The 14,608-nt window shown below is 70.4% G+C and carries 11 protein-coding genes and 1 pseudogene; 5 read left to right on the top strand and 7 right to left on the bottom strand.

What is annotated here, in order from left to right; all coding sequences use genetic code 11:
* Nucleotides 1-22 precede the first annotated feature (22 nt).
* On the bottom strand, nucleotides 23-2,068 hold the full coding sequence (locus QBL25_RS38430) for a SpoIIE family protein phosphatase (protein ID WP_409061578.1): 2,046 nt from the start codon (nucleotides 2,066-2,068) through the stop codon (nucleotides 23-25).
* Nucleotides 2,069-2,262: 194 nt separating this feature from the next.
* On the opposite strand from QBL25_RS38430, the gene QBL25_RS38425 reads away from it, so the two are divergent.
* The 5 genes from QBL25_RS38425 (at nucleotide 2,263) to QBL25_RS38405 (ending at nucleotide 5,757) form a co-directional block, all read left to right on the top strand.
* Nucleotides 2,263-3,009 (top strand): hypothetical protein, encoded by a 747-nt coding sequence (locus QBL25_RS38425; protein WP_409061577.1) that lies wholly within the window; start codon nucleotides 2,263-2,265, stop codon nucleotides 3,007-3,009.
* Nucleotides 3,010-3,125: 116 nt separating this feature from the next.
* Nucleotides 3,126-3,548, top strand: a complete 423-nt coding sequence (locus tag QBL25_RS38420) for an SRPBCC family protein (RefSeq protein WP_409061576.1) — start codon at nucleotides 3,126-3,128, stop codon at nucleotides 3,546-3,548.
* 564 nt (nucleotides 3,549-4,112) lie between these two features.
* The gene (locus QBL25_RS38415; RefSeq protein ID WP_409061575.1) at nucleotides 4,113-4,379 is read left to right on the top strand and encodes a GlsB/YeaQ/YmgE family stress response membrane protein; all 267 of its coding nucleotides are present in this window, start codon (nucleotides 4,113-4,115) and stop codon (nucleotides 4,377-4,379) included.
* A gap of 61 nt (nucleotides 4,380-4,440) precedes the next feature.
* Nucleotides 4,441-5,079: an alpha-ketoglutarate-dependent dioxygenase AlkB gene (locus QBL25_RS38410; RefSeq protein ID WP_409061574.1), complete on the top strand. Its 639-nt coding sequence runs from the start codon at nucleotides 4,441-4,443 to the stop codon at nucleotides 5,077-5,079.
* 297 nt (nucleotides 5,080-5,376) lie between these two features.
* Nucleotides 5,377-5,757, top strand: a complete 381-nt coding sequence (locus tag QBL25_RS38405; RefSeq protein WP_409061573.1) for a hypothetical protein — start codon at nucleotides 5,377-5,379, stop codon at nucleotides 5,755-5,757.
* A 94-nt stretch (nucleotides 5,758-5,851) separates the two neighbouring features.
* Here the strand turns inward: QBL25_RS38405 and QBL25_RS38400 are convergent, their stop codons facing one another.
* The 6 genes and pseudogenes from QBL25_RS38400 to QBL25_RS38375 form a co-directional block, all read right to left on the bottom strand.
* Nucleotides 5,852-6,736 carry a geranyl diphosphate 2-C-methyltransferase gene (locus QBL25_RS38400; protein ID WP_409061572.1) on the bottom strand — a complete coding sequence of 295 codons (885 nt, stop codon included), beginning with the start codon at nucleotides 6,734-6,736 and terminating at the stop codon, nucleotides 5,852-5,854.
* A gap of 14 nt (nucleotides 6,737-6,750) precedes the next feature.
* Nucleotides 6,751-7,947 carry a family 2 encapsulin nanocompartment cargo protein terpene cyclase gene (locus QBL25_RS38395; protein WP_409062930.1) on the bottom strand — a complete coding sequence of 399 codons (1,197 nt, stop codon included), beginning with the start codon at nucleotides 7,945-7,947 and terminating at the stop codon, nucleotides 6,751-6,753.
* Between the two features lie 83 nt (nucleotides 7,948-8,030).
* Nucleotides 8,031-9,443 (bottom strand): family 2B encapsulin nanocompartment shell protein, encoded by a 1,413-nt coding sequence (locus tag QBL25_RS38390; RefSeq protein ID WP_409061571.1) that lies wholly within the window; start codon nucleotides 9,441-9,443, stop codon nucleotides 8,031-8,033.
* Between the two features lie 305 nt (nucleotides 9,444-9,748).
* Nucleotides 9,749-11,952 (bottom strand): annotated as a pseudogene (locus tag QBL25_RS38385) (discoidin domain-containing protein).
* Between the two features lie 71 nt (nucleotides 11,953-12,023).
* A complete protein-coding gene (locus tag QBL25_RS38380) occupies nucleotides 12,024-13,631 on the bottom strand; it encodes a glycoside hydrolase family 13 protein (protein ID WP_409061570.1) in 1,608 nt (535 codons plus the stop codon).
* A 99-nt stretch (nucleotides 13,632-13,730) separates the two neighbouring features.
* Nucleotides 13,731-14,606, bottom strand: a complete 876-nt coding sequence (locus QBL25_RS38375) for a carbohydrate ABC transporter permease (RefSeq protein ID WP_409061569.1) — start codon at nucleotides 14,604-14,606, stop codon at nucleotides 13,731-13,733.
* Nucleotides 14,607-14,608 lie beyond the last annotated feature (2 nt).

Here is a 14,608-nt window from a genome sequence, read left to right as displayed (position 1 = left end):
GGCCGCATGGGTGCGGGGCCCCTCAGTCCTCCGGCACGGCGAAGTCGCACCAGACGGCCTTGCCCTCGCCCCGCGGCTCGATCCCCCACCGTGAGGCGACCGCCTCCACCAGGAGCAGGCCGCGCCCCGAGGTGGCCGTCTCCACCGGGGACCGCTTGCGGGGACGAGTGCTGGAACGATCCTTCACCCAGAGCCGGACCCGGCGCGGCGGCCCGGTGAGCACCTCAAGGGTGAGGATGGCGCCCCCGTCGGTGTGGATCAGGGCGTTGACCAGGAGCTCGCCCGCGGCCACCTCGACGTCGTCGGCGACCGATCCGAGGCCCCAGGCGGCAAGGTGCTCGCGCAGGGCCGCACGGGCGTCGGCAAGGCCCTCGGGGTCGGCCTGGTGGACGTAGCGGTGGATGCGCGGCTCGTGGAGCGTGCCGGGGTCGGGGAGCCTGCGCAGGACCAGGAGCGCCACGTCGTCGCTGCTGCCCCACCGCTCCCACAGCGCGCGCGAGAGATGGTCCGCCAGGTCCTCGGCACCCTCGGGGCCCGCGGACAGCACCTCGGCGAGATTCTGGATGCCGGTGTCGAGATCGAGCCCGGCGTCCTCCACGAGCCCGTCCGTGCACAGCACCATGGTCTCCCCCGGCACCAGGTCGAGCCGGACCTCGGGATAGTCCTCCATGCCGAACTCGGTGGCCAGCCCCAGCGGCAGCCCGCCGTGCACCCTCGGCACGCCCACGCGGCCGTCCACGTGCCGCACGAGAGGCGGCAGATGCCCGGCCCGTACGGCACGCACGATGCCGGTGGCGGGGTCGAACTGGGCGTAGGTGCAGGTGGCGAACCGCTCGGTGTCCAGCTCGGCCAGGAAGCGCGAGGCGCGCGAGAGCACCGTGGCGGGCGGATGCCCCTCCCCGGCGAAGGCCCGCAGCGCGATGCGCAGCTGCCCCATGATGGCGGCGGCGTGCGTGTCGTGTCCCTGCACGTCCCCCACGACCACGCCGATGCGCCCGCGGGGCAGGGTGATGACGTCGTAGAAGTCGCCGCCCACGTCCCGGCCGCCCCAGGCCGCGTGGTAGCGCACGGCGACCTCGGAGTCGGCGACCTCGGGGACCCCGCGCGGCAGCATCGTGGCCTGGAGGCTCTTGGCCAGGTCCCGTTCCTCGTCGAAGAGCATGGCGCGCTGGAGCGACTGGGCGACGATGCCGGACAGGCCGATGCACAGATTGCGGTCGGCGTCGGTGAAGTCCTTGCGGCCGCGGTAGAAGAGCGCGAGGCCGCCGATGGCGCGGTCCTGCGCGACCAGCGGCAAGAACGCCGCCGAGTCCAGCTCCATGTGCTTGATGTAGGGGCCCAGACGGGTGAAGCGCAGCCCCAGGTCGGGCAGCGAGCTCACGAAGCGGGGCTGGCGGGTCATGACGGCTTCGGCCAGCGGCAGCGCCTCCTCGGCCTTGTGCAGCTTGAGCTCGTCGAGGGCCTGCATCGTCTGGCCCACCAGGGCGATCAGCTTCAGGTTCTCCCCCTCGACCAGGCCGAGGACCAGGCCGTCGGCGGCGAACCGGTCGAGGCCGCTGGCGCCGGACAGGACGGCCACCACGTCGTCGACGGTGACGGCCCGGGAGAGGGCCTGTGTGGTGCCCTGGACCATCAGCGCGACGCCCTGCCTGCGCTCCTCGCGCGGGTCGGTCGCCGCCAGTTCCGAGCCGTCGTCGGTGGCCGTGCGCACGATGCCGACCGCGCGTACGGACCGGCCCGTGTCGTCGCGCAGGATGCGGCCGCGGGCGTGGGCGAGGTGCAGCGAACCGTCGCGGTGGCGGACCCGGAAGTAGACGCCGTAGACGTCGGTGCCGGTGGTGTCCGCCTCCGTGACGGCGAAGCTGATGCGTACGGCCTCCTCGGGAGGCACGCGCCCCTCCAGGGAGGTGACACGGCCGTGGAACTCTTCGGGGCGCAGGTCGAGCACGACCAGGGCGCCGGCGTCGAGACCGAGCTCGCCGCTCTCCAGGTCCCAGTCGAAACTGCCCATGCCGGTCAGGAACAGGCGCTGTTCCAGATCGATGCGTGACTTCTTGGCTGACGTCATGGATGTCTCCGTATGCCGCTCGGTCACCATAAGCGCCACCGGCCCCGCGCGCGCGGCCGTCGCGTCCCGCAGAAAGTGGACATCGACCTTCCGGTGATCTTTCCGAACATGGGGGTATCCGGGTGTTCCGCGGCTCCGAGGGCCGCGGACAACCGAAGGGCGCCGGGGGCGTCCTCAAGGAGGGAGCAGTCGTGGTGAAGGGCAGCAGAACGATGGCGGCCGTGGTGACCGGGGCGGCCTTGGTGGCCCTGTCAGGCTGCGGTGGCGACGACTCGGGAGACGACAAGCCGTTCGCGGGCAAGAGCGCCGACCAGATCGCGGCGGACGCGGTCGAGGCCACACAACAGGCGGACTCGATGCACATGAAGGGCACCGTGCAGCAGTCGGCGGGATCCAAGATGACCGTCGACCTGTCGGTGGACAACAGCAAGAACTGTGACGGCACCATCCGGGCGGACGGCACCTCGGCGGACGTGCGGAACACCAAGGGGACGTTCTACCTGCGGGGCGACGAGAAGTACTGGCAGAACGCCCTCAAGGGGCAGGCCGGCGGCGACAAGATCGTGCCGAAGCTGGCCGACAAGTGGGTGAAGGCACCCGCCGACGACACCACGACGAAGAGCCTGTGCGACAAGAACGCCCTCATGGCGTCCATGGACAAGGACAAGTCCGAACGCAAGGGCATGAAGAAGGGGTCCACGGCGACCGTCGACGGTGCCGAGACGGTCCGGCTGACGAAGAAGACCTCCGGCGGCGAGACCCTCACGCTGTACGTGGCCACCGAGGGCAAGCCGTACATCCTGCGCTCGACGTCCACGGGCGGCAAGGACCCCAACACCGCCACCTTCAGCGACTACGGCAAGTCCGTCAGCCCCGAGGCGCCCGCGCCCGGCGACACCGTCGACCTCAAGAAGCTCGCCGCGTCCGCCCAGAAGGCCTGACGCCCGCGCGGCACGGCGACGTACTCGCATAAGCCGTCCCGCCAGGGGTACCGGGGTGCCATGTCTCACCGGCCCGGAGAACCCGCGGCCACCGTCCCGTCCAGAAAGAGGTCCGTATGTCCGCGTCCCTGCTTGAGGCCGTCGACGTCCAGGCGCCGGTTTCCGTCGTCTGGCAGCTGTGGAGCGACGTGTCGCGCTGGCCCTCGTTCCTCAGCCACGTGCGGCTGGTCGAGCCGATGGACGAGCGACGCTTCGCATGGCAGCTCGAGCTGCCCGGCGCGGAGAAGAACTTCGTCGCCGAGCTCACCGAAGTGGTGCCCGAGGACCGGATCGCCTGGCGCACCGTCGAGGGCGTGGAGCACGCCGGGGTGGTGACCTTTCACCGCCTGAGCGACACGGCGAGCCGGGTGACCCTCCAGATCGAGTACGACCCCAAGGGCTTCATCGAGCACCTCGGGGCTCTCACCAATCTCGATTCCACGCTCGCCAACTACGACCTGGGGGAATTCCAGAAGCTCGCCGAGAAGACGGCGCGCTAGCCCCTTCCCCCGGGGACACCGACAAGAGGGTGCCGGGCCCGCCTCGCGAGAGGCGGGCCCGGCACCCTCTTGTCGTACGTGGGGCCGGCTCAGGCGGCGTCGCTGCGCCGCTCGGCGGCGGGCGCCCGGTGGCGCCCTGTGTGGCCTTGCCCGTGGACAAGGCGGAGGTGGCGTAGGCGCCGATCGGTTCTCGGCGACGTCTCACCGTTCATCCGGTCCTCTATGCGGTCCATGGCAATGATCAGAAGTCCCATGGCCGGCAGGAGCAAAAGAGCGACAACTAGCACGGCAGCGTCCTCCTCGCGGCTTCATCCTTCGCCTGCCCCCGACTGACACGCGCACGGCCTTGAAGGTATGGAGAGCCTGCAACGCTCTCTTCACATCCATTGGGCGCCCCTGGTGCGGACCTGGCGACGCGGAGGCGGCATTCGGGTGATGTTCACCGGCCCGGCTGGCGGCGGCGGGACCTTTGGCCCAGGGTTGATGACCTTGGTCCCGCGTGCGGTGCCCGCGGAGGGCAAGAAGGACCACGCAAGGCACGCACACCAGGAAAGGAACACTCTCGTGGGCATCATCGCCTGGATCCTGATCGGACTCATCGCGGGCGCCATCGCCAAGGCCCTGACCCCCGGCAAGGACCCGGGAGGCTGCCTGGTGACGATGCTCATCGGCATCGTGGGCGGGCTGCTCGGCGGCTGGCTGGGCAAGGTGATCTTCGGCGTGCATTCGATGAACGGGTTCTTCCACCTGTCGACGTGGATCGCCGCCGTCATCGGCTCCGTGCTCGTCCTGGTCGTCTATCGCCTCCTCACGGGAGGGCGCACCCGCTGAGCCGGCCACTGGCCGGACATGAATTAGCTCGTACGTTCGAATCATTCGGTACACTCGCCGTATGGCAACGCACCAGCCGCTTCAGCTCCAGGGATCGCTCTTCGACCAGAGCGAGGACGTGCGCCTGGGCCGTCTGGACGACATCCGCCGGACGGCCCTCGGCGACGGCGCGTGGATCGACCTCCTGCCGGGCTGGCTCAGCGGCGCCGACACCCTGTTCGAACGGCTGGCCACGGACGTCCCGTGGAAGGCCGAACGCCGCCAGATGTACGAACGGGTCGTGGACGTCCCGCGCCTGCTCGCCTTCTACCGCGCCGGTGAACCACTCCCCCACGCCGTGCTCGACGAGGCCCGCCGGGCCCTCTCCGCGCACTACGCGTCCGAGCTCGGCGAGGCCTTCACGACGGCGGGCCTGTGCCACTACCGCGACGGACGCGACAGCGTGGCCTGGCACGGCGACCGCATCGGCCGGGGCGCCCGCGAGGACACGATGGTCGCCATCCTCTCCGTGGGAGCACCCCGCGACCTGCTGCTGCGTCCACGACGCGGCGGCGCGGTCGTCCGGCGCCCGCTCGGGCACGGCGATCTGATCGTGATGGGCGGCTCCTGTCAGCGCACCTGGGAACACGCCATCCCCAAATCGGCCCGGGCCGCCGGCGGACGCATCAGCATCCAGTTCCGGCCGCACGGGGTGCAGTGACCAGACGCCGCGTCACGCGCCGAGGCGCAAGCGGCGATGTGCGTCGGGCCCGCTCCATGCGCTACAGTCGATCATGTGCACGCGGCCAGGAACTCCTGGTAGCGCGCCCGGCGTTGGTCGTCCAAGGAAAGACGCCCCGCTTCCTGCGGGGAAATGCAGGTGCAAGGCCTGCCCAGCGCTCGCGACAAGCCCCGGTCCCTCATGAGGGACCGGGGCTTTTTTCCGCCCTGGGCCACGTGATCGCCGCCGCCAGTACAGTCTCCCGGGCCACACAAGGTCACACACGAGGAGACACACGTGCACCCACTGGCGGTCGAACAGAACTTCCGGGCACGGGCGAGCCGTCTGCAGAGCTGGGGACTCGGGCTCCTGGCCTGCGCCCTGCTGCTCTGGCTCTACGCCGCGTGGCAGGTGTTCGCCTCGTACGACTCGACGTACAACAAGGTCAGTTGCCCCGCACCGGTCAACGCCGACCCCAGGGACCTCTACTACGAGGACTCCGGCGACCGGCACTCCGAAGCACTGCAATGCGCCTCCGACCGGAACTGGCCCGGGCCGCTGGCGGCCTTGGTGGTGTCGGTGCCGCTGAGCGCGACGGGCACCGGGCTGCTCACCGCGGGAGCGGTCAGCATCCGGCTGCGCCACCACCACGACGACATGGAGAAAGCTCAGAACTGAGCCCGCGCTTGGTGCGCCGGGGCCGTCACATCGCCGAGGACCGTGGGGCCGGACCCGCCGGGTGGCGGGTCCGGTTCCTGCGTCGGTGGAGGGGTCAGACGCGGTCGGCGGCGATCAGGACGTACTGGAAGGAGCCGTCGCGGTAGGAGTTGATGAACGCCTCCTCGATTCCGGTGACCAGCGACGACGTGGCCCGCAGCTCCCAGTAGGGCAGGGTGTCGGGCGTCAGGTCGATGACGGCCTGCGGCACGAGCCGGTTGTCGGCCATGGCCCGGAGGTATTCGCGCCGGGAGTGGATGTTGCACTCGAAGTGCGCGTTGATCTGCGAGACCCACTTGGAGGGCTGGCCGTAGCGCGGGTTCCAGCAGCCGGTGATGGTCACGTAGCGGCCGCCGACCTCCAGGATCCGCGCGTGCTCCGCGAAGAGGTCGTGCAGGTCGACGTACATGCTCGACTCGTTGTTCCACGAGCCGGCGGCCTGCCCGGTCTCGAAGGGCATGTCGAGCATGTTGCACACGCGGGCCCGCACGTGGTCCTGCACCCGCAGTTCCTGGGCCCGCTGGTTGGCGAAGTCGGCCTGCTTGGCCGACAGGGTGACGCCCTCGACCGTGCATCCGAAGCGCTGATGGGCCATCACCATCGAACCGCCCCGGCCGCAGCCCGCGTCCACGAGCGTGTCCTCGCGCCCACGCGGTCCGAGGTTGTCCAGGAGCACCTCGGCCTGCGCCGACTCCAGCCGGTGCAGCTCGGTGATCAGCTTCTTCTCGCGCTCGCTGTCGCCCGCGTCCCCCAGGGCCGCGTGGTCGACCTCACCGATGCCGTAGTGGTGGTGGTAGAGCCCGTCGACGTCGCCCAGGCGCAGATTCACGGGCCTGGCCTCGTTGTTCCAGTAGCGCGCGATGTCGCCCTGGTAGGGCGTCGCCGGGGCGGGGACGAACGCGGAGGCACCGCTGACGGTGGTGAATTCAGTGCTGGTCACAGATGATTCCGTCCTTACCAGAAATCGGGCAGGCTGTAGCGGTAGGTGTTGGTCTGGTGCCAGTAGTGGTTGCCGTCGACCCATACGGCCACGCCCCGAAGGAAGCGCAGCACGCTGGGCACGGGGCAGGCCAGGGCCACGGCCGCTGCTTCGGCCTCGAAGTCGCGCATGAGGTCGTTGTGGACCTCGACCGCCTTGAGGTAGCCCTCCCGGTCGGAGAGGTCCTCGCGGTCGGCGAGCACCACGGGCAGGTTCAAGTGCCGCCCGGGGCTGGCGAGTTCCTTGGTGTAGGAGTACAGGTCGTTGACGATGGTGCTGGCGTTCCCGGCCAGCGCCAGGACCCGCTGCACGTCGGGGCGGGCGTGCAGGTCGGCCGGCAGTTCATAGCCGCCGATGGTGTCGGTGATGGCGGGGCACGGGCGGAAGTTGTTGAACTGCCGCATCGCCAGGTACTCCCACACCTCGGGGGTGTGGTCCGTCTGCGCCCAGGCCCCTTCCGCGAGATACCCCAGGTGCAGGCGCGCCATGTCGTGCCGGAAGCGGTCGGCCTGGGAGGGGGTGGCCTGACCGACGAAGTACTCCATGGCGGAGCGGTAGGCGCGCCGCGGGGCGTCCGCGTGGAGCGACCGGGCCCACTGCGGTTGGTACTCCGTCGTGACGTGCAGGGGGTCGAGGGCGGTGTGCGCGAGAAGAAGTCGTCCTCCCAGGCCGATGGGTGAGCCGCCGTGGTCCTCGCAGTAGCAGTCGTCGACCGCGTTCTCGGCGACCATGAGCCGGGTGGCGACCATCAGGTGCTCGATGGTCGGGGCGTCCGGGTGGCAGGCCACCATGTACCGCCCGACGGAGAAGCCGTCGAACTGCCCCTCCCACTCGTCGGGGAACAGCTCGACCTCCTCCACCGCCCAGTCCTTGATCCTGCGGCTGACCTCCGCCACCCGTGCGGCATCGGGCTCGGCCACGGGGTGGTAGTACAGGCCGGGGATGTGCAGGGCCTCCTCCGCCGGTGCATCGGCGGGAGGAGACACCTGCGGCTCCTCGCGGCGGCCCAGGTGCAGGCCCGCCGTGCCCAGACCGCTGGGGCCGCGCAGGATGCGTTCCAGGGCGGGGCTCGCTTGCCTGGGGGCGGTCGGCGCCCCGACGCCCGCCGCGGCGGCGGGCGGGCTCGGCCGGAGAGGGGAAGACCCGGGTTCGGGCATCCGTGGCTCCTTGATGAGAGGGGTGGTCTCCCCCGGATCCGGGCATGGGGGCCCGGCCCGGGGGCGGTCCGGGCTGTCGTGGCCGTACGCCGGATCCTTTAGGCGGGCCTGCGGGCGATCTGCACGTTCTCCAGCACGCCCAGGGCGTTGGGCACCAAGATGGCGGCGGAGTAGTAGGTGCTGACCAGGTACGAGGTGATGGCCTGCTCGCTGATGCCCATGAAGCGCACCGAAAGGCCCGGCTCGTACTCGTCCGGCAGACCGGTCTGATGCAGCCCGATGACGCCTTGGTTGTCCTCGCCGATGCGCATGGCGAGGATCGAGCTGGTCTGTTCCTTGCTGATGGGGATCTTGTTGCAGGGCAGGATCGGCACCCCGCGCCAGGCCGGCGCCTGCTGCCCGCCGAGGTCGACGTGGTCGGGATAGATACCGCGGGCGTTGAACTCGCGCCCGATCGCGGCGATGGTCCTGGGGTGGGCGAGGAAGAGCTTGGTGCCGCGACGGCGGCAGAGCAGCTCGTCGAGGTCGTCCGGGGTCGGCGGGCCCGAGTGCGGCTGGATCCGCTGCTTGAAGTCGGCGTTGTGGAGCAGGCCGAACTCCCGGTTGTTGATCAGCTCGTGCTCCTGACGCTCCCGCAGCGCCTCGATGGTGAGCCTGAGCTGCTCCTCCATCTGGTTCATCGGCCCGTTGTAGAGGTCGGTGACCCGGGTGTGGACCCGCAGAATCGTCTGCGCGGCGGAGAGTTCGTACTCGCGCGGCTTGAGTTCGTAGTCGACGAAGGCGCCGGGCAGCGCCACCTCGCCGGTGTGGCCGGCCGACATGGCGATCTCGGCCTCGCCGTGCTTGTTCTGGCGCTGCCGCGGGAGCCGGGCGAACGCGTCGAGATGGGCCCGGAGGCTCGGCGCCGAGGACAGCACGGCGGAGAAGTCGGCGCGGGAGAGGGTGAGCAGGGTGCCGGCGGTCTCGGCGGTCGCGGTGGAGTCCCAGCTGGCATCGGTGTCCAGCAGGGCGTTCTCCCCGAACCGGTCGCCGTCGGCGAGCACGCCGACGCCGACCTCGTCGCCGTACTTGCCCACGGAGTGCCGGCTGATCCTGCCGTGGGCGATCAGGTGGAGTTCGTCGGCGGGGGCGCCGCGCTCGGCGAGGACCTCACCGGCGCGGAAGTCGCGCTGGACGCACCGGTCGGCGAGCGCGCCCAGCACCTCCACGTCGTCGAAGCCGCGCAGCAGGGCCAGTTCGCCCAGTTCCCGGGGGATCACCCGGACGTCGCCGCCGTCCTGCACGAACTCGATGCGGCCGTCTCCGACGGTGTAGCTCAGACGGCGGTTCACCCGGTAGGCGCCGCCCTTGGTCTCCACCCAGGGCAGCATCTTCAGCAGCCAGCGGGAGGTGATCTCCTGCATCTGCGGGGCGGATTTGGTGGTGTGGGCGAGGTTCCGGGCAGCCGCGGTACTCAGGCTGGACTGCCGCGGCTGCTCCAGCCGTGCTTCCGGGCTGGACTCTACGGTCATCGGGCGAGCTCTCCTTCGCAGAGGTCGTTACCGGCATAGGCGCACCCACCGGAAATAGCGGGACCAGGGGGAGATCACGAGGATTTCGTCCCGATCCATCGACCATTTAACGGCCGCCCGGCCCCGCTCGCCCGATAAGCCCCCCGGCGGCACTCGAAGCGGTGATCTTGTTCGGCGCGGGGTTTATCCGAACAACCCACTGGGTTCTGGCCACCCCTGGCCGAGACAGCGCCGAACGCCCCGCCCGCCCAGGGCCGTCGGCCGTGAGCGGGCGGGGCGCGTACGCGCGCAAGGGAAGCGGGAGGTCAGGACAAGTAGGCCTCCACTTCGCTGAACTGGGCCGCGGGCCAGCCGGTGTTGGCCGTGACGCGCAGCCTCAGGTGGCGGACGCCGGGGGCGGAGGCGGGCAGCGTGATGGTCACCTTGTTGCCGTCGGCCGGGTCGAAGCGGTAGCCCTTGGCGTCGGCCAGCGTGCTGAAGGTGGTGCCGTCGGTGCTTCCCTGGACGGCCAGGGTCTGGGTCCTGGCCTGCCAGGCGGCGGGCGGCGGCAGCTTCAGCACGCTGGCCGACGCACCGGTTCGGCCTTGCCCAGGTCCACGGTGATCGACTGCGGGAAGGCGTTGTTGGTGGACTCCCAGTACGTGGCCGCGTCCCCGTCGACGGCCTTGGCCGGCGTGTAGACGTCGGCGGATCCGGTCGCGGTGGCAGGGCGGCCCTTGGCGAGGTTGCGCCCCGGGTCGGGGTCGGGGTTGCCCGCGCCGGGCTTGGGCCAGGTCGAGCAGTCGCCCCAGGTGCCGGCCCAGCCGGAGTTGCCGCCGCCGTCGGTGAGGGTGAAGGTGCCGGACCCGGCCGGGTAGGGGCAGTTGTAGATGCCGGCCGCGCCCACCCCACTGGCCTTGACGTTCGCCATCCGCACCGCGCCCGGTGTCTCGGCCTGCACGACGACCGTGCCCACCTTGTCGACGGTCGCGCGGTCGACGCTGACGTTCTTCACCGCCTTGCCGGTGCCGCCGCCCGAGACGAACTCGAACGCGCTCCAGGGGCTGTCGGTGAAGGTCGTGTCGGTGATGTTCACCGTGGCCTCGATGGCGCTGTCGTAGGCGTCCACGCGCAGTGCGCCCATCGGGTGCTGCCAGTTGGGGTTCATCGCCCCGGTGCGGACGAGGGTGTTGCCGGAAACGGTGATGGTGCCGGCCAGCGGGTGGAAGGGGTCGAGGAACTTCTGGTTGGAGATGGCGATGCCGCTGCCCAGGGCGTTGGTGTCGAGGATCAGGTTGTCCTTGACGGTGATGTCGCGGCCGCCGTAGATGGCGATGCCGTTGGCGAGGTTGGGCTGCGAGATGGTGTTGCCGGCGAAGGTCGAGTCGCTGTTGGTGGTGTTCAGGGCCCACATCGCCAGGGCGTCGTCACCGGTGTTGCGCAGGAAGTTGTCGCGCACGGTGACGCCCTTGGCCGTGCCGTTGAGGTTGAGGCCGTCGGCGGTCATGTCGAGGATGCGGTTCTTCTCCACGACGAGGTTGTCGTTGTTGCCCGTCAGCCAGAAGCCGACCTTGAGGTGCTGAAGCCACATGCCCGATACGGCGGAGTTCGGGCCCAGTGATCCGTTGACGAAGTTGTCCGGGTTGTTGTCGACGCGCTCGGTGACCTCGCCCAGCACCGCGAAGTCGTGCAGGCCCACCTTGCCGGTGGGTGCGCTGGACTGGTCGATGAAGCGTGAGCTGCGCACGACCGAGTGCCAGTTGCCCGCGCCGCGGATCGTGACGTTGTCGACGTTGTTGAGCGACTGGGTCAGCTTGTACTCGCCCGGCGGTATCCAGACCGTGCCGCCCTTGGCCGCCGCGATGGTCTCGCGGAAGGCCTGGGTGGAGTCTCCCTGGCCGCTGGGGTCGGCGCCCTTGTCGGTGACCGAGAGCGCGCCGGAGGGCTTGGCCGCGGCGGCCGCGACCTGCTCGAAGTCGGCTACGTCAAGGGTGACTTGGGTGGAGGTGGCCTCCAGTTTCACCTTGTCGCCGCTCTGCAGGTTCTGGCCGAGGTGCAGCCGGGCGTTGTCGAAGAGGTGGTGGGTCTTGGAGCCCGCGATCCAGGAGGTGTCGACGTAGCTGTACTTCGACGTGACGGCCAGCGTCTTGGAGATCTTCTGTCCGTTGACGTACACGGCCATGGAGCCCGACTGGCCGTCGGGGACGTTGTAGGCGACGTTGAGGGCGTTCGCCGCCTTGGGCAGCGTGAACTCCACGCTCTGGCCCGCCGCGAGACGTACGGCCTGCCGGCCCGAGGCCTCGGAGGCGACCGTCCCCTGGGTGTGGTCGGGGCCGATCTTGGTGCCGTTCGTGGCCGCGCTCTCCGCCTCCACCGAGGTGAAGGGCAGCGTGGCGCCGGCGGCCGCTTCGGCGGCCTGCGCGCCGGTGGCGGCGAGGCCGGTGACCAGGGTGCCGACGAGGCCCGCGGTGGCCAGGGCGGCGCACCCCTTGCGGATCCTTCTTGTTGTGCTCCTGCCAGGTCTGTTCATGGAGTGGTGCACCTTCCTGGTGAGTGGGGAGGTCAGTGCTCGGTCTTGGGGGGATCGGGTGTGCGTGCGCGTCAGACGCGCAGCCACACCGCCGTGTCCTGGGGCAGGCGACCCGACGCGTCCAGGGGGCCGCTGGCCAGCAGCAGGCGGGTGTGGGCGGGCAGTTCGCAGGGCGTGGGGCCGAGGTTGACGACACAGGCCAGGCCGGGCTCCCGGACGAAGGCCAGTACGCCGTCGGCCGTCGGCAGCCAGGTCAGCGGGCCGTCGCCGAAGCCCGGTTCGAGGCGGCGCAGGCGCAGGGCGGCGCGGTAGAGCACGAGCATGGATCCGGGGTCGGCCGCCTGGAGGTCGGCCGCGTAGGCGGGCCAGCCCTCGGGCTGGGGCAGCCAGGGGCCGGTCATCGACCCGAAGCCCGCGTGCGGTTCCCGGGCCGCCCAGGGCAGGGGCACCCGGCAGCCGTCGCGGCCGGGGTCGGTGCCGCCGGAGCGGAAGTGCATGGGGTCCTGGATGCGGTCCAGGGGGATGTCGGCCTCGGGAAGGCCCAGTTCCTCGCCCTGGTAGATGTAGACCGCGCCGGGGAGCGCGAAGGCGAGGAGGGCGGCGGCGCGGGCGCGGCGGGTGCCGAGCGTCAGGTCGGTGGGGGTGCCGAACACCTTGGTGGCGAAGTCGAAGCCGGTGTCGTCGCGGCCGTAGCGGGTGACCGTGCGGGTCACGTCGTGGTTGCTCAGGACCCAGGTCGCGGGGGCGCCGACCGGGGCGTGCTCGGCGAGCGTGGCCTCGATGGACGCCCGCAGCTTGCCCGGCTCCCAAGGGCAGGACAGGAAGGAGAAGTTGAAGGCGGTGTGCATCTCGTCGGGGCGCAGATAACGCGCGAAGCGCTCGGCGTCGGGGAGCCAGACCTCCCCGACGAAGACGCCCGCGTACTCGTCGGCGACGGCCCGCCAGGAGCGGTAGATGTCGTGCAGCTCGTCGCGGTCGATGAACGGGTGCGGGTCGATCCCCTCGGTGAAGTCGGGCAGCGCCGGGTCCTTGGCGGGCAGGGCGGCGGAGTCGATGCGGACGCCGGCCACTCCCCTCTCGAACCAGAACCGCAGGACGTCCTCGTGCTCCTGGCGGACCGCGGGGTGGGCCCAGTTGAGGTCGGGCTGCTCGGGGGCGAACAGGTGGAGGTACCACTCGCCGTCCTCGACGCGGGTCCAGGTGGATGCCGTCGCGGAGAACTGGGAGGGCCAGTCGTTGGGCGGCAGTTCGCCGTGTTGTCCGCGGCCGGGGCGGAAGTGGAAGAGCTCGCGTTCGGGGGCGCCGGGGCCGGCGGCCAGGGCCGCCTTGAACCAGACGTGCTGGTCGGAGACGTGGTTGGGGACGATGTCGACGATGGTGCGGATGCCGAGCGCGCGGGCCTCGGCGATCAGCTTCTCGGCCTCGGCGACCGTGCCGAAGGCCGGGTCGATGACGCGGTAGTCGGCGACGTCGTAGCCGCCGTCGACCATGGGCGAGAGGTACCAGGGACTGAACCACAGCGCGTCGACGCCGAGTTCGGCCAGGTAGGGCAGCTTGGCCCGGACGCCCGCGAGGTCGCCGGTGCCGTCGCCGTCACCGTCCGCGAAGCTGCGTACGTACACCTGATAGATGGCGGCCGAGCGCCACCAGGAGGCGTCGGTCGGGGAGGTGACTGCCACGTGAGGTTCCTTTCGGGCAGGTGGGACCCCGTCGCCGTGGCGTGGGGCGGAGGCGGGGTGCGTGAGGCGGTGGCGGAATGCGCGAGGTCGGCGCGGGCGTCAGCCCTTGAGGCTGCCGGCGGTCAAGCCGCTCATGATGTTGCGCTGGAAGATCAGGAAGATGATCAGGGTCGGCAGCGAGGCGATGGCGAGGGCGGCCAGGAGCCAGTTCTCGGAGACGCTGGCGGCCAGGGAGTAGATGCCGACGTTGACGGTCTGCTTCTCGGGGTCGGGCAGGGTGAGCATCGGCCAGAGGAAGTCCTTCCAGACGGCGACCACCGCGAAGATCGACACGACGCCGAGGATCGGCCGGGACAGCGGCAGGACCACCGAGCGCAGGGTGCGCAGGGAGGAGGCGCCGTCGATGGCCGCGGCGTCCAGGAGCTCGCGCGGGATGGAGTCGAAGAACCGCTTGAGCAGGAAGATGTTGAACGCGTTGGTGACCGAGGGGAGCCAGATCGCCCACGGCGAGTTGATGAGGTTGCGCTCCACGACCGGCACGTCCAGGACGGTCAGGTACTGCGGCACGACCAGGACGGTGGCCGGGATCATCAGGGTGAGCAGCATCATCCCGAGGATCGCCTTGCCGAACACGGGCCGCAGCTTGGAGAGCGAGTAGGCGGCGGCCACGTCGAAGACGAGCTGGAAGGCCAGCGCGCCGAACGCGTAGTACAGGGTGTTGAACAGGAGCCTGGCCAGGTCCATCACGCCCCAGGCGTCCGCGTAGTTCTGCGGATGCACGGCGTCGGGGACCAGGGTGGGCGGTGTCTGGGCGAATTCCTGCGCAGACTTCAGACCGCTGGTGACCATCCAGTACAGCGGGCCGATGAAGACCAGGGTGAACAGGACCGTCACCACGGTGAACGCGGTCCAGTACAGGACCTTGCCGCGCGGGCGGGCCAGTTGGGCCGGGGAGATCAGGGTGCGTGTGCTCATGT

The sequence above is a fragment of the Streptomyces sp. SYP-A7185 genome, from assembly GCF_046103685.1.
Taxonomy (GTDB): Bacteria; Actinomycetota; Actinomycetes; order Streptomycetales; family Streptomycetaceae; genus Streptomyces.
The sequence above is the reverse complement of the archived record's forward strand: the minus strand, read 5'-3'. Positions and strand labels throughout refer to the sequence as shown.